The sequence below is a fragment of the Saccharopolyspora elongata genome (assembly GCF_004348985.1).
GTDB lineage: Bacteria > Actinomycetota > Actinomycetes > Mycobacteriales > Pseudonocardiaceae > Saccharopolyspora > Saccharopolyspora elongata.
The window spans coordinates 34,249-54,437 of record NZ_SMKW01000031.1 but is presented as its reverse complement, the minus strand read 5'-3'; the positions used below and the strand labels follow the sequence as shown (position 1 = coordinate 54,437).

20 protein-coding genes are annotated in these 20,189 nt (G+C 68.0%); 10 read left to right on the top strand and 10 right to left on the bottom strand.

Features of this window, described 5'->3' with window-relative positions:
• Positions 1 to 4: 4 nt before the first annotated feature.
• The 6 genes from E1288_RS22835 to E1288_RS22810 form a co-directional block, all read right to left on the bottom strand.
• Complete coding sequence (locus E1288_RS22835; protein WP_235883740.1) at positions 5 to 1,234, bottom strand: MFS transporter; 1,230 nt, start codon at positions 1,232 to 1,234, stop codon at positions 5 to 7.
• Between the two features lie 3 nt (positions 1,235 to 1,237).
• Positions 1,238 to 3,349 carry an acetate--CoA ligase family protein gene (locus E1288_RS22830; protein WP_235883739.1) on the bottom strand — a complete coding sequence of 704 codons (2,112 nt, stop codon included), beginning with the start codon at positions 3,347 to 3,349 and terminating at the stop codon, positions 1,238 to 1,240.
• Positions 3,346 to 4,152 (bottom strand): enoyl-CoA hydratase/isomerase family protein, encoded by an 807-nt coding sequence (locus tag E1288_RS22825; RefSeq protein WP_132488272.1) that lies wholly within the window; start codon positions 4,150 to 4,152, stop codon positions 3,346 to 3,348. The genes E1288_RS22830 and E1288_RS22825 overlap by 4 nt, the downstream gene beginning before the upstream one ends.
• A gap of 29 nt (positions 4,153 to 4,181) precedes the next feature.
• Positions 4,182 to 5,771, bottom strand: coding sequence for a monocarboxylate uptake permease MctP (gene mctP, locus E1288_RS22820; RefSeq protein WP_132488270.1), 1,590 nt, complete (start codon positions 5,769 to 5,771; stop codon positions 4,182 to 4,184).
• Positions 5,768 to 6,025 (bottom strand): DUF3311 domain-containing protein, encoded by a 258-nt coding sequence (locus E1288_RS22815; RefSeq protein WP_132488268.1) that lies wholly within the window; start codon positions 6,023 to 6,025, stop codon positions 5,768 to 5,770. Before E1288_RS22815 ends, mctP begins: the two co-directional genes overlap by 4 nt.
• Positions 6,026 to 6,247: 222 nt before the next feature.
• Entirely contained in the window at positions 6,248 to 7,504 is a 1,257-nt protein-coding gene (locus tag E1288_RS22810; RefSeq protein ID WP_132488266.1) for a PucR family transcriptional regulator, read from the bottom strand.
• 410 nt (positions 7,505 to 7,914) lie between these two features.
• On the opposite strand from E1288_RS22810, the gene ccrA reads away from it, so the two are divergent.
• The 4 genes from ccrA to E1288_RS22790 all read left to right on the top strand — a co-directional run bounded on the left by ccrA (position 7,915) and on the right by E1288_RS22790 (position 12,328).
• Positions 7,915 to 9,189 (top strand): crotonyl-CoA carboxylase/reductase, encoded by a 1,275-nt coding sequence (ccrA, locus tag E1288_RS22805; protein ID WP_132488264.1) that lies wholly within the window; start codon positions 7,915 to 7,917, stop codon positions 9,187 to 9,189.
• Between the two features lie 182 nt (positions 9,190 to 9,371).
• Entirely contained in the window at positions 9,372 to 10,856 is a 1,485-nt protein-coding gene (locus tag E1288_RS22800) for an MFS transporter (protein ID WP_235883738.1), read from the top strand.
• Between the two features lie 46 nt (positions 10,857 to 10,902).
• A complete protein-coding gene (locus E1288_RS22795; protein WP_132488262.1) occupies positions 10,903 to 11,466 on the top strand; it encodes an OsmC family protein in 564 nt (187 codons plus the stop codon).
• Between the two features lie 52 nt (positions 11,467 to 11,518).
• Positions 11,519 to 12,328 (top strand): enoyl-CoA hydratase/isomerase family protein, encoded by an 810-nt coding sequence (locus tag E1288_RS22790; RefSeq protein WP_132488260.1) that lies wholly within the window; start codon positions 11,519 to 11,521, stop codon positions 12,326 to 12,328.
• A gap of 100 nt (positions 12,329 to 12,428) precedes the next feature.
• Here the strand turns inward: E1288_RS22790 and E1288_RS22785 are convergent, their stop codons facing one another.
• The 3 genes from E1288_RS22785 to E1288_RS48100 all read right to left on the bottom strand — a co-directional run bounded on the left by E1288_RS22785 (position 12,429) and on the right by E1288_RS48100 (position 13,593).
• Complete coding sequence (locus tag E1288_RS22785) at positions 12,429 to 13,160, bottom strand: DUF899 family protein (protein WP_132488258.1); 732 nt, start codon at positions 13,158 to 13,160, stop codon at positions 12,429 to 12,431.
• Positions 13,161 to 13,267: 107 nt separating this feature from the next.
• Positions 13,268 to 13,399, bottom strand: a complete 132-nt coding sequence (locus E1288_RS48105) for a hypothetical protein (RefSeq protein WP_235883737.1) — start codon at positions 13,397 to 13,399, stop codon at positions 13,268 to 13,270.
• Positions 13,400 to 13,401: 2 nt separating this feature from the next.
• Positions 13,402 to 13,593, bottom strand: coding sequence for a hypothetical protein (locus E1288_RS48100; protein WP_207954497.1), 192 nt, complete (start codon positions 13,591 to 13,593; stop codon positions 13,402 to 13,404).
• A gap of 299 nt (positions 13,594 to 13,892) precedes the next feature.
• Between E1288_RS48100 and E1288_RS22775 the strand changes: the two genes are divergently transcribed.
• The 6 genes from E1288_RS22775 (at position 13,893) to E1288_RS22750 (ending at position 19,087) form a co-directional block, all read left to right on the top strand.
• Positions 13,893 to 14,123 carry a hypothetical protein gene (locus tag E1288_RS22775; RefSeq protein WP_132488257.1) on the top strand — a complete coding sequence of 77 codons (231 nt, stop codon included), beginning with the start codon at positions 13,893 to 13,895 and terminating at the stop codon, positions 14,121 to 14,123.
• 9 nt (positions 14,124 to 14,132) lie between these two features.
• Entirely contained in the window at positions 14,133 to 15,878 is a 1,746-nt protein-coding gene (gene frdA, locus E1288_RS22770; RefSeq protein ID WP_207954496.1) for a fumarate reductase (quinol) flavoprotein subunit, read from the top strand.
• Positions 15,879 to 15,880: 2 nt separating this feature from the next.
• Positions 15,881 to 16,618: a succinate dehydrogenase iron-sulfur subunit gene (sdhB, locus tag E1288_RS22765; protein WP_132488256.1), complete on the top strand. Its 738-nt coding sequence runs from the start codon at positions 15,881 to 15,883 to the stop codon at positions 16,616 to 16,618.
• Entirely contained in the window at positions 16,615 to 16,998 is a 384-nt protein-coding gene (locus E1288_RS22760; RefSeq protein ID WP_132488254.1) for a fumarate reductase subunit C, read from the top strand. Before sdhB ends, E1288_RS22760 begins: the two co-directional genes overlap by 4 nt.
• Complete coding sequence (gene frdD / locus E1288_RS22755) at positions 16,991 to 17,350, top strand: fumarate reductase subunit FrdD (RefSeq protein WP_132488252.1); 360 nt, start codon at positions 16,991 to 16,993, stop codon at positions 17,348 to 17,350. Before E1288_RS22760 ends, frdD begins: the two co-directional genes overlap by 8 nt.
• A 375-nt stretch (positions 17,351 to 17,725) precedes the next feature.
• A complete protein-coding gene (locus E1288_RS22750) occupies positions 17,726 to 19,087 on the top strand; it encodes an SGNH/GDSL hydrolase family protein (protein WP_132488250.1) in 1,362 nt (453 codons plus the stop codon).
• A 503-nt stretch (positions 19,088 to 19,590) separates the two neighbouring features.
• Here the strand turns inward: E1288_RS22750 and E1288_RS47115 are convergent.
• Positions 19,591 to 19,908: a hypothetical protein gene (locus E1288_RS47115; protein ID WP_165968212.1), complete on the bottom strand. Its 318-nt coding sequence runs from the start codon at positions 19,906 to 19,908 to the stop codon at positions 19,591 to 19,593.
• Between the last annotated feature and the right edge of the window lie 281 nt (positions 19,909 to 20,189).

The window sequence follows — 20,189 nt, the reverse complement described above, 5'->3', positions numbered from 1 at the left end:
ATGGTCATCGATCGACTTCACTGCTGGGGGCCGCCGGGCGAAGGTAGGCGAGCAGAGCTCCGATTCCGACTGCCGGTCCAAGGGCGAGCACGAGCAGAGCCGCTGTCCAGGAAGCGCTCTCAACGAGGACGGGGACGAGGTAGATGGTCGCCGCGGTGATCACGTACCCGATGGACAGCTGGAAGGAGACGGCGCTGCCGACGTAGCGCTGGTCGGCGTTCTCGGTGACCATCGCGGAGAACTGAGCGGAGTCCGCGATCACCCAGAACCCCCAGAATGCGCACACGGCGACGACCAGTGGCAACGGCAGCGAGTGGATGAACGCGAGCACGACGGCGGCTCCTCCCGAGCAAGCCAGGCTGATCAGCGCGGACTGGGCCCGGCCGAAATGATCGCTGATGCGACCGCCGACAAGGCAGCCGATGGCTCCCACTCCGATGCAGATGAACGCGGCGAAGGCGGCGTTCTGGGCACCGTTGGGTGAGCCGGCTAATCCGTCGAGGCCGGCGAGGAAGGTCCCGACCCAGGCCCACATGGCGTAGAGCTCCCACATGTGGCCGGCGTAGCCGACGTTGGCGAGCAGAACTCGTCGGCTCCGGCTGGCTCGCAGCGCGGACTTGAGGTTGAACACCGACTTCGGGAAGGGGAACGGCCCCGAACCGCGGATGAGCAGCGTGGTCAACCCGCCTGTCGCGGTGAGGACGGAGGTCGCGACGATCACGAGCTTCCAGTCGAGACCACCGGCGGCCTTGACCAGCTGTGGTGCGGCGGAGCCCAGCGTGAGCGCCCCGATCATGACTCCCAGCGCGGTGCCGCGGCCGCGCTGGAACCACGACGACACTTCCTTTAGCGCTGGAGGGTAGACGGCGGCGAGGAAAGCACCGGTGAGCGTGCGCAGCAGCAGCGCCACGGCGAAACCCGGAGCCCAGAGCAGACCCAGGTTCACCGCAGCGGCGCCGAGCGCACCTACGCACATCAGCCGGCGGCCTGGCACTGCATCGGCGAGGCCCGTAGCGGCGAAGGTGAGGGCCCCGAGCACGAAACCCAGCTGCACCGCGATCGTCAGCAGCGAGCTCTGCCCGCTCCTGAGGTTCCACAGCTGCTGCAGCTGTGGAACGACGAACGATGCGGAGAACCAGACGCTCATGGACAGCAGCGTGGCCAGAGCGATGAGCCCCAGTGCCGTCGCGGCATGACGATTCCTGGTGGTGGGCGAGATGGTCAGGACCCTCACGCGTCAGCTCTCCGACTTGCGTTCGCGGTGCAGGTTGAGGGCGCGGACCCGGCCGAACGCGGCGATCGCCCGGTCCACCGACTCCAGCACCGGGACACCCTTCGCGCTCGCCACGCGGCGCAGGACCCGGACCAGCTCGTCCTGCCCCGCGCTGTAGCTGCTGCGCAGCACGAGGACCGCGGGGACGTTCCCGCGATCAGCGGTGACGATGTCCTCGGTCATCATCGTGAGGATCTGCGTTGCTTCGGCCGGGGCCTTCATGTCGTACACCGTGCCCATGTCGGTGTAGGCGCAGACGCAATCGATCGCGGGGTCGGCTGCAACGGCCTCGACCAGCGCGCCCATGAAGCTGCCGCTGTCGTCGAACATCGACCAGGTCGGGATGTCGATCGGGTTGTTCAGGCTGCTTCCGGGTGCGTCGTAGGGCGCCAGGGCCCGGTCCGTCGCCTCGGCGAAGTGCGGTACGACGAGACCGTGCTCGTAGGCGGTGTCGGCGCCCACGACGGCGACACCGCCCCCGGTACCCACCAGGCCGAGCCCGTTGCCGGTGAAATCGCTGGCGTGCTGGGCGACGAGGAGGGTGTCGAGCAGTTCGTCGAGGCTGTTGACGAGAACCACGCCGGCTTCGTCGGCGGCGTCCTGCAGCAACTGAGGGTCACTGGCCAGGGCGCCGGTGTGCGAAGCGGCAGCGGCTCCGCCCGCGGCACTTCGCCCGCCCTTGAACAGCACCACCGGGGTGGTCATCTTGGATGCGAGCGAGAAGAATCTCCGCGCGTCGCTGTCGGTTTCGAGGTAGAACGCGGCGACCTCGGTGGCGGGGTCGGCTTCGCAGAACGCCAACAGCTCGGAGGGTGAGACGTCGTCGCAGTTGCCGACCGAGGTGGCGAAGCTGAACCGCAGGCCGAGTTCGTTGCCGCGGCGCACCACATCACCGGCGTACGTGCCTGACTGGGAGATCACCGCGATGGAGCCCTTCTCGTCCGAGGAGGCGTCGCGACCGATCATCGTCAGCTTCGAGTGCGGCGTGTAGTGGCCGATGCAGTTGGGCCCGAGGACGCGCATCGAGGTACCGGCCACGGCCTCGGCGAGGTCGGTGGTGTCCGCGGTAAGCACGTGCGCAGTTCTGGTGCCGCGGCCGGCGAGGTCGCGCAATGCCTGCGGGACCGCGGCCGCTGGTAGGGCCACCACAGCGCGGTCGATGTTCTCGGGCAACTCGCCGATCGAGCGCACGGCCGGGTGGCCGAGGATCTCGGTCGCGGAGCGGCTGACCGGGTGGAGGGAACCGGCGAAGCCCTGATCGACGGCGGTGCGGACGGCGCGGTGCCCCATCTTGGTCGGGTCGGCCGAGGCACCGAGGACGGCGATCGATTCGGGGTAGATCGCCGGTCGGAGCTGCTCGTAGCTCTCGCCGGGATCAGGGAGGGCGAGGTCAACCGCGACGCCGTCGGCGCGCGCCACGGCTCGGGCGTCGACGGCGACGATCGAGTCGGGCCCGACGACGATCGGATTGAGGTCGACCTGGTCGACGGGTTCGGACAGCAGGAGACCATCAGCCCCGGCAACGCGAACCAGCAGATCGGTGAGCTGGGCGTGCTGCACGGGGAACCTGCGGCGCAGGATCGCCCCGATCCTGGTGCGGTTGATGAGCCGTACGGCTCCGTCGGCGGTGATGGGAGCCTGCGCGAAGGCGACGTCGCCCAGGACCTCGACGTCGACACCGCCGGCGCCGACCATGACGATGGGCCCGAATCCTGGATCGTGCAGCGCCCCGACGACGACTTCGAGCCCCAGGTCGACCATCGGCTCCACTGTCACCCCGCGAACCTCGACGCCGCGAGCGCGCTGCTCGGTGAACAGGGTCTCAACGGCCGCGGCAACCCGATCAGGCGCGACGTCGAGCAGGACTCCGCCGGCCTTGCTCTTGTGGACGACGCCGTCGGCGACGAGCTTGACCGCGACCGGGCGCCCGGTGCTCATCGCGACCGCAGCAGCGGCCTCGGGAGTCTCGGCGAAAGTGACGGGATTGGCCGGAATTCCGTGGCGAATGGCGAGATCGCGGATCGTGTCTTCGCGCAGGCGCAGGTCGACGTCGGTGGGCAGTTCGGTGGCAGTCACGCGAGTACCTCGGCAATCCTGTCGTGGAGTTCCTCGGGGTGATCCGGGTAGGTGGGCGGTCGTCGTTCCAGGAAGGAGCTGACGCCTTCGTCACCGTCCGGGAGCGACTGGATCAGGGCGGCCAACTGGGGTTCGGCCGCCCGGCCGGCATCGCTGCCGTGGCGAAGGCTGTGCAGGAGACCGGCTTTGACCGCGGCGACGACGGCGGGGGAGACCGACGTGATCGCTTCGGCCAGAGCGAGTGCGCCCTCGAGGGCTTCGTCACCGTCGTGGATCTCGGTCACGAACCCGTGCTGGCTGGCCTCTTCGGCGCTGAACGGCGCGGCGGTGGCGAGCCAGCGGTAGGCCACGGGGTAGCCGACGACGTCCAGCAGCCGGCTCAGCTGGCCGCCGACCGGAACGAGGCCGATGGCCGCCCCGACGCCGCAGAACCGCCCGCCGGCTGAGGCGACGCGCAGGTCGCAGTTGAGCGCGAGGATGAATCCGGCTGCGTAGGCCGGGCCGTCGATCGCGCCGATGACCGGCGTGAAGATCTCCGAGGGCCGGGTGAAGGCCGCGTTGGCGACGGGATCGCCTGCGGTGCCCGGGTTGCTCAGCACTTCCTGCAGGTCGTGGCCGGAGGAGAAGCATCCGTTGGTGCCGGTCACCACGATCGCCCGCACGGCGGGGTCTGCGTCGGCCCGGTCGAGTTCGTGCAGCAGCGTCGTCGTCATAGGGCCGGTGAAGGCGTTGCGCTTGCTGGGGTTGTCGATGGTCAGGATGCGGATCGCGCCCTTGTCGGACACGCGGATTCCGGGTGGCATGGGGATCCTGTCTGGTTGTGCGGAACGGCTCAGTTGTGCTGCGAGCCGACCGCTTCAGCTGCGGAGGGCACGGTGATGCGGGTGTCGTCCTCGCGACGAGCGGGCCTGAGCAGGTGGGCGAGCAGGCTGCCGACCACGACGACGGCGAGGTTGATCACGAGCGCGGAGATCGCGATGTAGATCGGGCTGGACAGGAAGAAGGGGACTGCGGTCGAGCCGCCGAACGGCGCGCCGGTGTCGGTCTTGACCTCGTATGCGGCCCAGGTGCCGTAAACCACTGAGACCAGCAGACCCGCGAGCAGTGCGCGCCGGTCGGCGAAGCGTTTGGTGAACAACCCGAACAACACGGTCGGAAGCGTCTGCAGGATCCAAATGCCGCCGAGGAGCTGGAAGTTGAGCGCGAAGTTCGTATCGAGGGTGAGCACGAAGGCCAGTGCCCCGACCTTGACCAGCACCGAGACGATCTTGGAAACCAGGGTTTCCGACTGGGTGCTGACCGGCCCGCGGGCGAACTGGCGGTAGAGGTTGCGGCTGACCAGGTTCCCGGCCGCGATGGCCATGATGGCCGCCGGCACCAGTGCGCTCATGGCGATCGCGGCGAAAGCGACGCCGACGAACCAGGGCGGGAAGAACTCCGACAGCAGCTGCGGCACGACGTACTGCGGGTTGCCGCCTTGCGGCTTGATCCCGACGGCGAGCGCCATGAGCCCGAGTAGGCCGACGAAGCCCAGCAGAACCGTGTAGATCGGTAGGACCGACATGTTGCGGCGCACGGTCTTGGCGCCTCGGGAGGCGAACACGCCGGTGATCGCGTGCGGGTAGAGGAAGAACGCCATGCCCGAGCCGAGCGCGAGCGTCATGTAGACGTTCGGGTTCACCGCGACTGCTGGATCGGCGTTCGACGGCGTCGTGGACTTGGTTGCGAGCGCTTGCGAAGCGCTGTGGAAGATGTTGTCGAAACCACCGAGTCTGATCGGGATGTAGATCACCGCGACGATCACGACGAGGTAGGTCAGGCCGTCCTTGACGAAGGCGATGAGGGCCGGAGCCCGCAGACCGGAGGAGTAGGTGTAGGCCGCGAGCAGGCCGAAGGCGATCAGCAGCGGGAGATCGCGCATCAGCCAGTTGCCGGCCGCCGAACCACCGATGCCGAGCGAGCCGAAGATGACTTCGAGCCCGACGAGCTGCAGCGCGAGGTACGGGAGCGTGGCCAGCAGACCGGTGAGCGTGATCGCGAGGCTGAGCGACTTCGACCCGAACCTGTCGTTGACGAAGTCGGTGAGCGTGACGTAGCCCTTCTTGTGCGCCAGTGACACCAGTTTCGGCAGGAACAGGAAGCCGAGGGCGTAGAGCACGATCGCGTTCGGCACGGCGTAGAAGCCGAAAGCGCCCATGCTGTAGAGCGCGGCGGGCACGGCGATGAGGGTGTAGGCGCTGTAGAGGTCTCCGCCGAGCAGGAACCAGGTGATGAAGGGACCGAACGTACGTCCGCCCAGGGCCCACTCGTCGAGGTTGTTGGCATCCGCGGCTTTCCGCCATCGGCTGGCGACGAATCCCATCCCGGTGATCAGGACCAAGATGGCCAGGAAGACCGCGAAGGTGACGGCGTTGAAGGTCATCGTCCGTCCTCGCCATCGTCGTCGCCGGTGAACAGCAGGCGGAACACGGTGCTCGTTCCCGCGGCGGCCAGCACTGCCATCGCCATCTGGAACCAGTAGAAGAAGGGAATGCCGATGAGCGTGGGGCTGGTTCGCTGGTAGAGCGGTACGGCCAATCCCAACGCCACCGGAATCAGGATCAGCAAGCCGTTCAATGCGATTCGCAGGGGACCGGCGGTTCTTCTGGCCTGCAACGGACCGGATTCGTTGCCCATCTGGACTCTCCTTTGAGTCTGGGCGGTTGCCTGGGGGAAGCGGGCCGCTTGCGCGCCTGCGGCCTGTGCGTGATCAAGCCTCGTGGAACCTGGGATCGACCTGGCTCGGCAGGGATGCGGGCTGAACGTGTGCCGAAACGCTAAGGCGACGGCGTAATCCACGTCATGCGACGAATCGAGAAGTTCCAGGCGATCAGTTTTCGGAATCTACAACTGCGCGTCTCAGGCTGGCGGCGCTGAATCGAACAGGCGCAGGCCGAGGGCGAGAAGGAGGAGGTCGTCGGTGGTCGACGGATCGCGGCGGGTCAGCGCGTGGATGCGGCGGAGCCGGTAGACGACGGTGTTGGGGTTGACGGTGAGCTCGGCAGCGGCCTTGGTCAGGTTGAAGTTGGCGTTGACGTAGGCGCGTAGCGTCGCCAGGAGGTCGGCGTTCTTGCGCCGGTCGTAGTCGACCAGCGGCCGGACCGTTTCCTCGAGCAGGGCGTCGGCGTGCGTGGTCGCGCGCAGGATCTGGTCCAGCAGCACATCGGCGAAGCGAACGGCTCGACCGGGCTGGTGGATGGAAAAGCCCAGATCAGCGGCCTCGCGGGCCTCGGCGTAGGACTGCTGGACCCCGGCGATGCCCTCGGTGACCCGGCCGAGCCCCACGGTCCAGTCGCGCACGGATGCGGCGATCTCGTGGCCCGCCGCTTCGATCCGCGATTCCTCATCGTCGTGGTCCAAAGCGCAGATGGCGACGACTTCGGTGTCACGAGCGCCGACGAGGAAAGTGCTGCACAGCGGCGAGAGCCGGCTGCGGGAGGCGCGGATGGCGGCCTGCAACCCGGTGAGCGGATCGTCGCGCTGCGGGACCTGCACGACGACCACCAGGACCGGCCCGCGCAGCGTCATCGCGAGCACCGCTTTCTGCCGGCGAGCTCGTTCGTTGACCGGGTCACCGGTCAGCAAGGTCTCCAGCACGTCGGTGCGCAGGGCTTGGCCGTCGATCGCGGACGTCGTGGATTCCCGCACGTAGGCCTGGGTGAGGCTGAACGAGACGCTGTCGAGGTGGCCCATCATCGCGTCGGCGGCTTCGATGGCGAGCTTCCTGCCGATCTCGTCCTCACCGGCGAGCTCGGCGATCGTGCGCCAGATGTGCTTCCCCCACAGCCGGTAGGTCCGCAGCAGAGACGGCAGGCTGACGTGCTGGTGGACGCGGCGGGCCGCGGAGCGCCCGATCCACTCGTTGTCGTGCTCGGGCACGTCGAACCCGGTTTGGAAGGTCTCGACGAGGTACTCGATGTTGTGCACCGCAGCCTCGGTGACGTCGCGGATCAGCACCGATTCCGGCAGCTCCCGGTAGTCGGAGATGGCGATGCGGTACTCCTCGACCAGGTTGCTCGCCAGCTCGTGACGCCGCGCGTGGACCTGCTGCAGAACGCCGCGCCGACGCTCGGCGTGGGCATCCTGGTCCGGGGAGTTGCGCTCCTCAACGGTCATGATCACGTTCCCGCGGGACGGCGTGGCCGCCTGCTCGTCCGGCTCCGGCAGCCCCGGTGGTCGCCGGAATGCGCGGCCAGTCTCTCATGCGTGACGAGGTGCGGTCTCGTACAGAACGAGAGAGCAGCAGCTGAAACTTCTCGATTTTTCTCATGACGTGGGTTACGCGGCAGCTCTAACGTCCGAGTCGGTTGCCGGGATCTCCCGGCCGAGCTTCGAGCGGCGGATGTTCCACGCCGCGCTCGCCCCGAAGCCGAGAACGACGACATGGCCGCTTTCCGCGACAAGCCTGCCAACCGCTCCCACCGTCGATCAGCAGCACTCGCCGCACGGGTTCGGCGAGCCGGAACGCAGCGCGTTCCACAAGACATCCCGCCCGGACATCACGCATTCGGAACAAGGAGAATCCTATGGGCACTGACGAGCGTCGCAGCGTCGTCACTCCCGGCGCGGAGCCGACCCCGATCGGCGAGTTGCCGCCGGTCGGCGTCGTACCGCCCACGATGCACGCCCAGGTAGTCCGGCAGAGCCGCTACGGCGACCCGGCCGAGGCCTTCCAGCCCGAGCTGGTCGACACCCCGCGCATCGGCCCGGATGAGGTCCTGATCGCGGTCATGGCCGCCGGGATCAACTACAACAACGTCTGGGCCGCCCGCGGATACCCGGTCGACCAGGTCGCCGTCCGGCAGAAGCGCGGTGAACCGGAGGACTTCCACATCGGCGGCTCCGACGCGGCGGGCATCGTCTACGCCGTCGGCGACGACGTCACCAACGTAGAGATCGGCCAGCACGTGGTCGTCCACCCCGGCGTCTGGGACGCTGACGACCCGTGGATCGCCCGCGGCAAGGACCCGATGATCGCGCCGAGCGCGAAGATCTGGGGCTACGACACCAACTACGGCGCCTTCGGGCAGTTCGCCCGGGCGCAAGCCCACCAGGTCATGCCGAAAGCCGAGCGCCTCTCCTGGGAGGAGGCTGCAGCACCCACGCTCGTGGGTACGACCGCGTACCGAATGCTGCACGGCTGGGCGGGCAACACCGTGCAGGAAGGCGATCTCGTGCTGGTCTGGGGCGGTTCCGGCGGGCTCGGCACCCAGGCCTCCCAGTTGGTCAAGGCCGCCGGAGGCCGCGCGATCGCCGTCGTCTCCGATGACGAGCGTGGTGCCTACGCGATGAAGTGCGGTGCGACCGGCTACATCAACCGGCGCGAGTTCGGCCATTGGGGCGTGCCGCCGCTCGTCGACGACAAGGCCGGGCAGAAGGAGTGGTCGGCCGGCGCCCGCGCGTTCGGCAAGAAGGTGTGGGAGATCGCCGGATCCCGCGAGGACCCGGCGCTGGTCTTCGAGCACCCCGGCAGCGCCACCATCCCCACCAGCATCTTCCTCTGCCAGCCGGGTGGCATGGTCGTCATCTGCGCGGGGACCACGGGCTTCGATGCCATGGTCGACCTCCGCTACCACTGGACCCGGCAGAAGCGGCTCCAGGGCTCGCACGGCACCAACGACGAGCAGGCCTACGCCTACAACGACCTCGTCCGCAATGGCCGGATCGACCCCTGCGTGGGCCGAACCCTCCCGTTCACCGATATCCCCGCGGCGCATGCCGCCATGGGCCGGGGCGAGGACGTGTTCGGCAACGTGACCATCCTCCTGGGCGCGAAGGAGCCCGGCCTGGGCCGCGCCTGACCGCATGGGAGCGGGGATGCTGCGTCCCTGCTCCCATGCCCTGCTCTGAATGACGCGCCTCGCCCGCGTTCGCGCGACGACCGGCTTGCTGGAGCGTTTCGTAGAAAGCTGTCCCGGACTGGACCTGGCAGGCGTCTGACAGGACCTGTGCAGAAATGCACAGCGCTGTTGGAAGTTCCTCATTGAACAGCTCGCGGGGCGCTGATTTCCAGACTCTTCTCAGGGGTGCGCCCGCGATTTGGCGGCCCAGCACCACCCTCCTTCTGAAAAACCACGACGGTGAAAGCCGGCCAATTCGGTTCGGCCGTGGCCAGAACGGTGTTCTCAACATGGCGCAAGCAATGACGCGGCGCACCAACTCCGTGCGCATGGTCGCGATCGGCAGTTTCGTCGGCACCACCATCGAGTGGTACGACTTCTTCCTCTACGGCACCGCTGCGGCGCTGGTGTTCAGCCCGCTGTTCTTCCCCGATGTCACCCCGGCGATCGGACTCATCGCCGCCTTCGGCACCTATGCCGTCGGATTCCTCGCGCGCCCGCTCGGCGCGTTGATCGGCGGCCACTTCGGAGACCGCATTGGCCGCAAGGCCATGCTGGTCACCTCGCTCATCACCATGGGGGTCGGCACAGCCCTCATCGGCGCCCTGCCCACGTACGACCAAATCGGCGTCGCAGCCCCGCTGCTGCTCGTCGCACTACGACTCGTCCAAGGATTCGGTGTCGGCGCCGAATGGGGCGGCGCTGCCCTCATGTCGGTCGAGACGGCACCGCCGCATCGCCGCGGCCTCTACGGCAGCTTCACCCAGATCGGCGTTTCGGGCGGCATGCTGCTGGCGGTGGGAGCGTTCGCCATCGCGCGAACTTCCCTCAGTCCGCCGGAATTCCTCGCTTGGGGATGGCGCATTCCGTTTCTCGTGAGCGGTGTTCTGGTCGTCGTCGGCTTCATCATCCGCGCGCGGCTCGTCGAGCCGGAGTCCTTCGCGAAGATGAAGGAGGACAGCACCCTCTCGGAACGACCGCTGGTGGACGTCGTCAAGAAGGAACGCCGCGCGGTGTGGCTGTCCGCGGGGATGCGACTGTCCCAGAACGCCGTCTACTACCTCTACACGACCTTCGGCATCGCCTACATCGCCCGCTCGGTCGGTGAGGACTCGAACATCGGATTGCAATCGGTCCTCGTGGCCTCGGCGATCGGCTTGGTCACGGTGCCGCTGTGGGCTCGTTTGTCCGACAAGTGGGGCCGCCGTCCGCTCTATCTGTTCGGCACCGTCACGAGCGCTCTGTTCATCGCGCCGTTCTTCCTGATCGCCGATACCGGCAACGAGTTCCTCATCGTGCTCGGCATGGTCGTCGGCGTGAACCTCTTCCACGACGCGATGTACGGCCCGCAGGCCGCGTTCTTCACCGAGCTGTTCTCCACCGGAGTCCGCTACAGCGGCGTTTCCCTGGGCTACCAGTTCGGGTCCGTCATCTCCGGTGGTTTCGCCCCGCTGATCGCAACGAGCCTGCTGGCGCTCAACGATGGCCGTCCCTGGCTCGTCGTTGCCTACTTCCTCGTGTTGAGCGCGATCACCGGCGTCTGCGCCTACCTCGCACCCGAAACGTTCCGCCGCACGCTCGGTTCTGCTGAGCAGGCCAGCACGATTCCGGCCGCTTCCCGAACTTGACAACCACTGCACGGCAACAGTTTTCGCGCACCGATAGGAGAATCACGTGACCGAGACCGCCAACGTCATCAACGGCGTCGACCGCGATGCTCTGAACGCAACCCTCGACGCCGTCCGGGACCAGCCCGAACTCGCCCAGGTCACCTTCACCCTCGGGACGAGCTGGGCGGGCGGCTGCCGCCAGACCGCTACCACCGGCGAAGTCCGCCAAGCCGGGCACCGCGTGGAGGATCGGACCGCGCGCTACACGCTGGAGTCCGACGAACCCGCCGCCCTGCTGGGCACCGACACGGCGGCCAGCCCGGGGGAGTACGTCCTGCAAGCCCTCGCCGGCTGCTACGCCGTGACCTACGCGGCCAACGCCGCCGCCCGGGGCATCGAACTCTCGTCGCTGCGGCTGGACATGGAGGTCGACTTCGACCTGCAGGGATTCCTCGGGCTGGACAAGTCGGTCCGTCCAGGTGCGCAGGAGATCCGGGTGACGGTGCACGCGGAGTCCCCGAACACCTCCCGGGAAGGCCTGCAGGAGCTCACCGAAGCGGTCCAGCAGCGCTCGCCCATCCGCGACACCCTCGCCAACGCGGTGTGCGTCTCCACCGTCCTCGCATAGATCTGACACCGTCCCACCGAGCCAGAACCGGTACCAGTACAGGAGGAACAGCATGGAGTTCGTGCGCAGCGAAACCCGCGGTCCCGTCGCGTGGTTGACGATCGACCGGCCGAAGAAGCTGAATGCTCTGTCGGTCGAGGTGATGCGAGAGCTCACCGACGCACTCGACGCGGCAGAACGCGACGACGCGGTGAAGGTCGTGGTCCTCGCGGGCGGAGAACGGGCCTTCAGCGTCGGCTACGACATCGCCCAGGAAGTCGAGATGGGCGTCTCGACCGCGGAGCAGTGGCACGCCGGCCTGGCCAACAACATCGGTCTGACGATGAAGGTCTGGTCCCTGAACAAACCCGTCATCGGCGCGATCTCCGGGTGGTGCCTCGCCGGCGGCTGCGAACTGGCCATGGCCTGCGATCTGCTCGTCGCCACCGAGGACGCCCAGTTCGGCGAACCCGAGATCCGGTTCGGCTCGGGCCCGGTCACCCTGCTCATGCCGTTCCTGCTCGGGCAGAAGGCCACCAACGAGCTGCTCTACACCGGCGACGTCGTCGATGCCGCGCGCGCCCTGGAGCTCGGCATAATCAACCGGGTGGTCGCGCCTGAGGAGCTCGAAACCACCGTGGACCAGCTCGCGGCCAAGATCGCCCTGACCCCGCTGTCCATCCTGCGATACACCAAGCGCGCCATCACCCGGGCGTACGAGGCGATGGGCCTGCGCGACGCGGTGGAGGCGAACCACGACATCGCCGCCGTCCTCAACTCCGCCGACACCCCCGAACGAGCCGAGTTCACCGAACTCGTCGCGACAAAGGGCCTCAGAGCAGCCCTGGCCTGGCGTGACGAGCGCTACGCCCCAGTGGACTGACCGGGAGCCCGGCGTCTCCTGCGCTGTGCCCGTGACGACCCCTGAACGAGGCGGGCAACTGCACCCGTTCATCGGAAAGCGGTAGCGGCGGACCGTCGGCCTACCCGTAGCTGAGTTGTTCGTGCCAGTCCTGCGGGCGGCCTTCGGGGGTCAGATCGTGCATGTTCCAGAGGGGTTCGATGGTTCCGGTGTGGCGAGGATCCTGTCCTGAGTCTCTTGGTGCGTACAGCATTTCGGAGCCCCAGAAATGGCGGATCTCGCCGTTCTCGCGGTGGAAGACGTTCATCATCGGCAGCGAATAGCCCTCCTCGCTTTCCCCGTGGTAGTCGCGGTCGTAGTTGTTCCCATGCGCCGACAGCAGCCGCAGGCGCCGCCAGCCGCGCTCCTCGGAGAATGCCAGCAGACGCGGTAGCGGGGCCTTCGCGACGACCGCGAAGTTGAGCCGTTGGTCGAGGTGTTCGACGGCTCCGTCGAGCTGGTCGAGGAATGCCGTGCACGACGGGCACGGCGCCTCCACCAGCTCCAGTTCCGCCGTCCTGCCCGTTGCCGCCCCGCGGCGGTCGTCGGTGGGATACCGCGGGAACATCATGCTGTAGATCACCAGCGAGTCCTTCCCCGGACCGAACAGCTCAGACAGCCGAACGTCCTGCGAGCCGCCGTCCGGTCCGGCGCCCTGGAAGACGTAGTCCTCCGGAACCAGCCCGCCCGGGGGCAGCTGCCTCCGCGCGGCGGCTACCGACTCCATCGCCCGCCGCAGCTCGATCTCCCGCTCCAGCAGCCGATCACGAGCCGCCCGGTATTCCGGCGACTCACCCGGAAATGAGATGCTCATGGCCTTCTCCTTGTCACGTCGAAGGGCAGGCCTCCTGCACGAGTACCGACCCGCACCGAGACCGAAACTCATCGCGGGAAACGCCTGGCCCTCGGTGGGAATCGCGGTCAGGCGGGTTCTGACGGCCAGGTCGAGGGTTTCAGCACGCCCAGCACGTAGCCGCGGGCGACCAGCTCGGTCCGGTTCGGGACGCGCCAGCGGCGGGAAATGCGTTGCAGGTGGTAGTTGACCGCGTCCACGGTCAGGCCGACCGCCTTGGCGATCTGCGCGGTGGTGACGCCACCGCCGCCAGCGCGAGCAGCCGGGCCTCCACCGGGCTCGCCTGAGGGGCATCGAGCTGTTCGGGCGGCTCGGCGACGTCACCAAGCACGTTCAGCAGCAGCAGGAGAGCGGGCGCGGCGTCCGGCGCTTCGCTGACCACATCGACGGTCATCTCGCCTTCTCCCGGGTGCTGGAGGAGGTGCCAGGCGCGTTCGCGTTCCTCAGCGTCTGCCCGCCCGGGACGTCGAGAAGGCTCCGTACAACCATATGGTTCTGCTGTTGCTGGCGGTGCTGTCGGTGCTGGCGGTGCTGGCGGTGCACGGAATGCGCGAAGGACGTGGAACTGGCTTGAAAACGTCGTGAGTGGTTGTCCCGGTAAGAACCGGGACAACCACTCACGAGCTTGGGGGCGTGCCGGTGCGGCCGTATCCTCTTGTTGAGTCGGGTCACCGTCCCGCGGGGGGTGGGGTCGTGGTCGGCGAGGACACTCATTTCCGGGAACGGGCCCCGTGTGGGTGGTTCGTACGGTGCATTCGGCATCGCGAGGACGACGCCGCGGGGCTGCTCGTCGACGACGTGGCGTACGAATGCGGCTGCCGCCAGGTGTGGCACGAATTCCACGACGGCAGCGTGCGGATCAGGACCGTCCGCCACGACGGCAAGGTTCTGGTCGACGAGCACAGCGCCGACCACGAGGCGTGAGGCGGGCGGATGGTGGCGGCTTCGTACGACATCGTGATCGTGGGCGGCGGCGGCGCCGGGCTGCGGGCGGCCATCGCGGTTGCGGAAACCGATCCCCGGCTGAGCGTGGCGGTGGTTTCCAAGGTCTATCCGATGCGCAGCCACACGGTTTCCGCCGAGGGCGGCGCGGCGGCCATCGCCGGTCCCGATGACACCTTCGACGAGCACGCCTACGACACGGTGTCCGGAAGCGACTGGCTGTGCGATCAGGACGCCGTCGAGGTCTTCGTCCCCGAGGCGCGCGCGGAGCTGCTCCGGCTGGAGCACTGGGGATGTCCGTGGAGTCGGCAGCCGGGCGGACGCATCGCGGTCCGGGCCTTCGGCGGGATGCGAAAGAAGCGGACCTGGTTCGCGGCGGACAAGACCGGATTCCACCTGCTGCACACACTCTTCCAAACCGCTTTGTCCTATTCGGACATCGTGCGCTACGACGAGTGGTTCACCACCTCGCTGCTGGTCGACGACGGTCGGGTGTGCGGTGTGGTGGCAATGGAGCTGGCCACCGGCCGGATCGAGACGATCACCGCCCGCGCCGTCGTCGTGTGCACCGGCGGCTGCGGCCGGGTTTACCCGTTCACAACCAACGCGAACATCAAGACCGGCGACGGCATGGCCCTGGCCTACCGGGCCGGGGCGCCGCTGAAGGACATGGAGTTCGTCCAGTACCACCCGACCGGCCTGCCGTTCACCGGCATCCTGATCACCGAGGCCGCGCGGGCCGAAGGCGGCTGGCTGCTCAACAAGGACGGCTACCGCTACCTGCAGGACTACGAATTGGGAAAGCCGGAGCCGACACCGAAGCTGCGCTGCATGGAGCTGGGGCCGCGCGACCGGCTGTCCCAGGCGTTCGTGCACGAACTCGACAAGGGCCGCACGATCGACACGTCGCACGGCCCGATCGTCCACCTGGACCTGCGCCACCTGGGCGCGGAGGTCATCGACACCAAGCTGCCCTTCGTGCGGGAGCTCTGCCTGCAGTACCAGCACATCGACCCGGTTCGGGAGCTCATCCCGGTGCGACCGGTGATCCACTACATGATGGGCGGCGTGCACACCGACATCAACGGTGCCGCCGGGCTCGCGGGTCTCTACGCCGCGGGCGAAGTCGCTTGCGTGAGCATCAACGGAGCCAATCGGCTGGGCTCGAATTCCCTGCCGGAGCTGTTGGTCTTCGGCGCGCGGGCGGGCCGGGCGGCGGCCGAGTTCGCCGCGGCCGGACACGGCTCGTCGTCGGCAGTGCTGGCGCAGGGCCGGGACGAGCAGCGGCGGTTGGAACGGGAACTGGCGCGGCATTCCGAAGGGGGCGAACGCATCGCGGACATCCGCCTCGAAATGCAGGAAACCATGGAGAACGGCGCGGGGATCTACCGCGACGGAGGGTCACTGTCGAAAGCGGCCGACACGCTCCGACAGCTCCGGGAGCGCTTCGGCGCGGTGGGCCTCGACGACCACAGCCGGACGTTCAACACCGAGTTGGTCGCCGCGCTCGAACTGTCCGGCATGCTCGACGTGGCCGAAACCATCGTGCACTGCGCGCTGCGCCGAGAGGAGTCGCGGGGCGCGCACCAGCGCACCGACTTCCCGGCCCGCGACGACGAGCGCTTCCTCGCCCACTCGCTGATCCGCCGCCAGCCGGACGGCAGCGGCCGGGTCGAGTACCTGCCGGTGACCATCACGCGTTGGCCGCCCGCCGAGCGCGTGTACGGGAAGGACTAGCCATGGCGGACCAGATCACCTTGCAGGTCACGCGCTACCGCCCGGAACAGGACGCGGAACCGACCGTGCAGTCCTACGAGGTGCCGCTGCGCCGGGAGTGGGTGGTGCTCGACGGCCTCAACCACATCAAGGACCAGGTGGACGGCACGCTGTCCTACCGCTGGTCGTGCCGGATGGGGGTGTGCGGCAGTTGCGGCATGACGGTCAACGGCGATCCGAAGTTGACCTGCGCGACGTTCCTGACCGATTACGCGCCCGGTCCGGTGCGGGTCGAGCCGCTGCGCAATTTCCCGGTGATCCGCGATCTCGTCGTCGAGATCGGCGATTTCATGCGGAAATTGGCGCAGGTCAAGCCGTGGCTCGTCCGCGACGAGCCGCCTCCGGAGGAGGAGTTCCGGCAGACGCCGGCGGAGATGGACGAGTACAAGCAGTACAGCATGTGCATCAACTGCATGCTCTGCTACTCGGCCTGCCCGGTGTACGCGCTCGACCCCGATTTCCTCGGCCCGGCGGCAATCGCACTTGCTCAGCGCTACAACCTCGACTCCCGGGACCAGGGTGCCGAAGACCGGCGCGACGTCCTCTCAGCGGCCGAGGGCGTGTGGGCGTGCACGTTCGTCGGCGAGTGCACCACGGCCTGCCCCAAGGGCGTCGATCCGGCGGGTGCCATCCAGCGCTACAAGCTGACGGCGGCCATGCAGTCGCTCAAGGACTTCCTGTGGCCGCGGGGGTCACGATGAGCACAGCGTACCGGAAGCCGGTGTCGCTGTTCTGGTGGCTGCGGCGACGTTCGTACTTCTTGTTCGTGTTGCGCGAGATCAGTAGCATCTTCATCGCCTGGTTCGTGGTGTACCTGCTCCTGCTGGTGCACGCCGTCTCCACCGGCGGTGACCGGTACGCCCAGTTCCTCGCCTGGAGCCGCGGGTGGGTGCTGGTGCTGAACGCGGTCGCGCTGTTGTTCGTCCTGCTGCACACCGTGACCTGGTTCGGCCTCACGCCGAAGGCGGTGGTCGTTCGGGTCCGCGGCCGACGGGTCGGGCCCGCGCCGATCCTCGCGTCGCAGTACCTGCTGTGGCTGCTGGTGTCCGCCGCGGTGGCCTGGGTGGTGCTGGATGGCTGACCGGCGGAGATCACCGGAACCGTTGGCGTGGCTGCTTTTCAGCGTCGGCGGCACGGTCGCCGCACTGCTGGTACCAGTGCTGCTGGTGCTTTTCGGCATCGCGTTCCCGACGGGTTTGCTGCCGACGCCGAACCACGCGCACGTGCTCGCGGTGTTGCGGCATCCCGCCACGAAGGTCGTGCTGCTCGGCCTGTGTGTGACGCTGCTGTTCCACTGGGCGCACCGCTTCCGCTACACCCTCTACGACGGCCTCCAGCTCAAGGAATTCGGCGCACCCATCATCGCGTTCTGCTACGGCGCAGCCGTTCTGGGCTCCGCAGCCGCCGCGTATCTGCTGCTGCGCTCCTATTGACCCGACCGCCAGGCGGCGAGCCGCCCGCATGCTCAGCGGTACCTGAGCGCGGCGCCGCCGAGCGGTGTCACGAGGTCGGTGGGCGCCGCTCGAGGAAGGCGCTGACCCCTTCGGCGCTCTCGCCGCTGTCGGTTCCACAGATACCGGATCGACCGAGGTTGCGGCCCATCTCCGAGCTCACCGAGGTGGCAGCCGATTCGTGAAGGGTTCGTCTCGACTGGTCGGCACCGATCGCCATGGCTCGCGACCGGGGTAGGGCCAGATATACCTGGGCTTCGGGTAGTAGCCGTAATGACCTGCGGCCGGTGACGCGGTGAGATCGGTGGTACTGCACGCCGCCCTGCCGACAGGGCGCAGATACGGAGGAACTTCCCCATGTCCACCTCGAAAACACCCCGGCGACGGTCGAGAACCGCCACGGCACTCGCTGGTGCGGTACTCGCCGGGAGCTCGCTGCTCGGTGCCGCCGGCTGCGCGTCGCCGTGGGCCGCCGAACCAGCCGCGGGGGCGGGCGGCACCGGCTCGGAGTGGGCGGTGGCGTGGGCGGCCGCGGCGCAACGGCCGGTGGCCGGCGACGACGACCTAGGACCGAACTGGTCGCAGCAGGGCTTCGCCGACCAGACGCTTCGCCAGGTGGTCCGGGTCAGCACCGGCGGCTCCCAGGTCAGGATCAGGGTGTCCAACGTCTACGGCAGTTCGCCGCTGCGGGTGGCCGGTGCGACGGTCGGCCTGCCGGGCGCGGCCAATCCCTCCCGGCCAGGCCTGGCCAACGGCGGAAACGCCCAGGTCTGGCCCGACACGATGCGGACGCTGAACTTCGCCGGCGCTCCGGACGTGGCGATTCCGGCTGGGCAGGAACTGGTCAGCGATCCGGTTCCACTGCCGACCGAGCCGCTGGAGAAGTTGTCGGTGACGCTGCGATTCGCCGAACCCACCGGTCCGGCGACCTTCCACCGGCTGGGGCTCGCCACGTCCTACCGGGCGGCCGGGGACCACCTGGCGGACAGCGACGGCAGTGCCTACACCGAGTCCACCGAGTCCTCCTACTACCTCGCCGCCGTGGAAGTCTCCGACCGCGCCCTGTCGGAGCGGAACACGGTGGTGGCCTTCGGCGACTCGGCCACCGACGGGGCCGGCTCGACCTCCGGTGCCAGCAGCAGGTACCCCGACGTCCTGGCCGAGCGGCTTGCCGCAACGCACCGCCCGGTCGCCGTGGCCAACGCCGGGATCGCCGGCAACCGGTTGCTGTCCGACTCGCCTTGCTACGGGCAGGCCGGTCGCACCCGGTTCCAGCGGGACGTGCTGTCCCGGCCGGGCGTTCGCACCGTGATCATCGAGTTGGGCGGCAACGACCTGCTGGGGGGCTATCTCGACAGCCCGGAACAGTGCTTCCCCCCGGATGGCGAGGTGACCGCACAGCGGCTGATCGGGGGTTACCGGGAGCTCGTCCGGGCCGCGCGTGATCACGGCATCAAACCGGTCGGCGCAACCATCATCCCGTTGCGCGGTTTGCAGTTCCCCTACGACCAGGACGCGGCCGAGCAGGTTCGCGTCGAGGTCAACGAGTGGATTCGGACCAGCGGTGAGTTCGACTCGGTCATCGACTTCGACCGGGTGATGGCCGACCCCGCGCAACCGGGGCTGCCCCGGTCCGGCTACGTCTACGACGACAGCCTGCACCCGAACGACACCGGCTACCACGCGATCGCGAACAGCATCGATCTCGATCAACTCTGAACCGGTGGCAGATTCCCGCCCCGAACGCGGGTGGGCCAGTCGCTGTGGCATCCCTCGGACCCGCTCCGAGGGATGCCACAGCGTGGAAGCACTTCCAACTGGCATACCGGCCGATCGAGACAATCATCCAAAAAGGACTGCGGCTGGTCGTTGCCGGCGTGGCCATCGGACTGCTGCCAGGCGGGCTGGGTGATTGCCGCTGGCGGCAACCGGCTCCCGTCCGGAAACGCGAGGGGACGGCGGTGCAGGTGTTGCGAAAGTGCCAGCGGTCCGCGGAACTTCTGGCGTACCCGCCACCAGGGGGTTTTCTGGAAGCGCTCGGGTGATGAACGTGCCGATGCCTTGGCCGGTGGTCTCCGTGGTGTGGCGGCTCGCGACGTGCGATCTCGGCAGGCCAGGAGTAGGCAGGACTTCTCGTAGGCCGCTGGCAGGGCAGTGCGCTGTGCCCGGCGTAGCGAATCCTTGCCAGGCCTGGAACATGTAGGAGGTTCACCAATGACACGTCAGCTGAGCACCGAGATGCAGCAGTGCATCGACATATGCCACAAGTGCCATGACACCTGCGAGCAGATGCTGTCTCGCTGCATGGAAATGCGCAGCGAACAGTCGATGCAGCTGAGCATGATGATGATGTCCTGCGCGGACATGTGTCGCATGTGCGCGGACATGATGATGCGCTGTTCGAGCATGGCGAAAGCCGGCGCGGACATGGTGCAGATGTGCGTACGAATGTGCAGCATGTGCGCCGACATGTGCGAGATGTCCGCCGAGATGTGCAGGCAGGTGAACACTTCGGAGATGACCGAACTGGCGGACGTCATGACGCGGTGCGCGGATATGTGCCGACAGATGACGCCGCAAGCGATGCAGCCTGCCTGATCGGAGCCGGACCACGTCCGCTGCCTGACACCCGCAGGAGCGGCGGACGTGGTCCGACCTTCTGCGCGTCGATCGTTCTGGCTGAGCCGTCGTCTGCCTCCAACGAATCGGCTGCGCCGGTCGCAGGTCAGACCCTGGGCGGTGAGCTCGCACCGATGTTGTGCCGCAGGCGGCGGATCTGCCGCTGCCCCTGTTCGGGCCCGTCGAAACCCGCAGGTTGGCT

Excerpts from the sequence above, each read along its gene's own strand:
- E1288_RS22785 (WP_132488258.1), bottom strand. The coding sequence starts at position 13,160 with ATGAGCATCTCATTTCCGGGTGAGTCGCCGGAATACCGGGCGGCTCGT.
- E1288_RS22825 (WP_132488272.1), bottom strand. The coding sequence starts at position 4,152 with ATGCCACCCGGAATCCGCGTGTCCGACAAGGGCGCGATCCGCATCCTG.
- mctP (WP_132488270.1), bottom strand. The coding sequence starts at position 5,771 with ATGACCTTCAACGCCGTCACCTTCGCGGTCTTCCTGGCCATCTTGGTC.
- E1288_RS22760 (WP_132488254.1), top strand. The coding sequence starts at position 16,615 with ATGAGCACAGCGTACCGGAAGCCGGTGTCGCTGTTCTGGTGGCTGCGG.
- frdD (WP_132488252.1), top strand. The coding sequence starts at position 16,991 with ATGGCTGACCGGCGGAGATCACCGGAACCGTTGGCGTGGCTGCTTTTC.
- E1288_RS22790 (WP_132488260.1), top strand. The coding sequence starts at position 11,519 with ATGGAGTTCGTGCGCAGCGAAACCCGCGGTCCCGTCGCGTGGTTGACG.
- E1288_RS22750 (WP_132488250.1), top strand. The coding sequence starts at position 17,726 with ATGTCCACCTCGAAAACACCCCGGCGACGGTCGAGAACCGCCACGGCA.
- frdA (WP_207954496.1), top strand. The coding sequence starts at position 14,133 with ATGGTGGCGGCTTCGTACGACATCGTGATCGTGGGCGGCGGCGGCGCC.
- E1288_RS48100 (WP_207954497.1), bottom strand. The coding sequence starts at position 13,593 with ATGACCGTCGATGTGGTCAGCGAAGCGCCGGACGCCGCGCCCGCTCTC.
- ccrA (WP_132488264.1), top strand. The coding sequence starts at position 7,915 with ATGGGCACTGACGAGCGTCGCAGCGTCGTCACTCCCGGCGCGGAGCCG.
- E1288_RS22810 (WP_132488266.1), bottom strand. The coding sequence starts at position 7,504 with ATGACCGTTGAGGAGCGCAACTCCCCGGACCAGGATGCCCACGCCGAG.
- E1288_RS47115 (WP_165968212.1), bottom strand. The coding sequence starts at position 19,908 with ATGACGTCCGCCAGTTCGGTCATCTCCGAAGTGTTCACCTGCCTGCAC.
- sdhB (WP_132488256.1), top strand. The coding sequence starts at position 15,881 with ATGGCGGACCAGATCACCTTGCAGGTCACGCGCTACCGCCCGGAACAG.
- E1288_RS22815 (WP_132488268.1), bottom strand. The coding sequence starts at position 6,025 with ATGGGCAACGAATCCGGTCCGTTGCAGGCCAGAAGAACCGCCGGTCCC.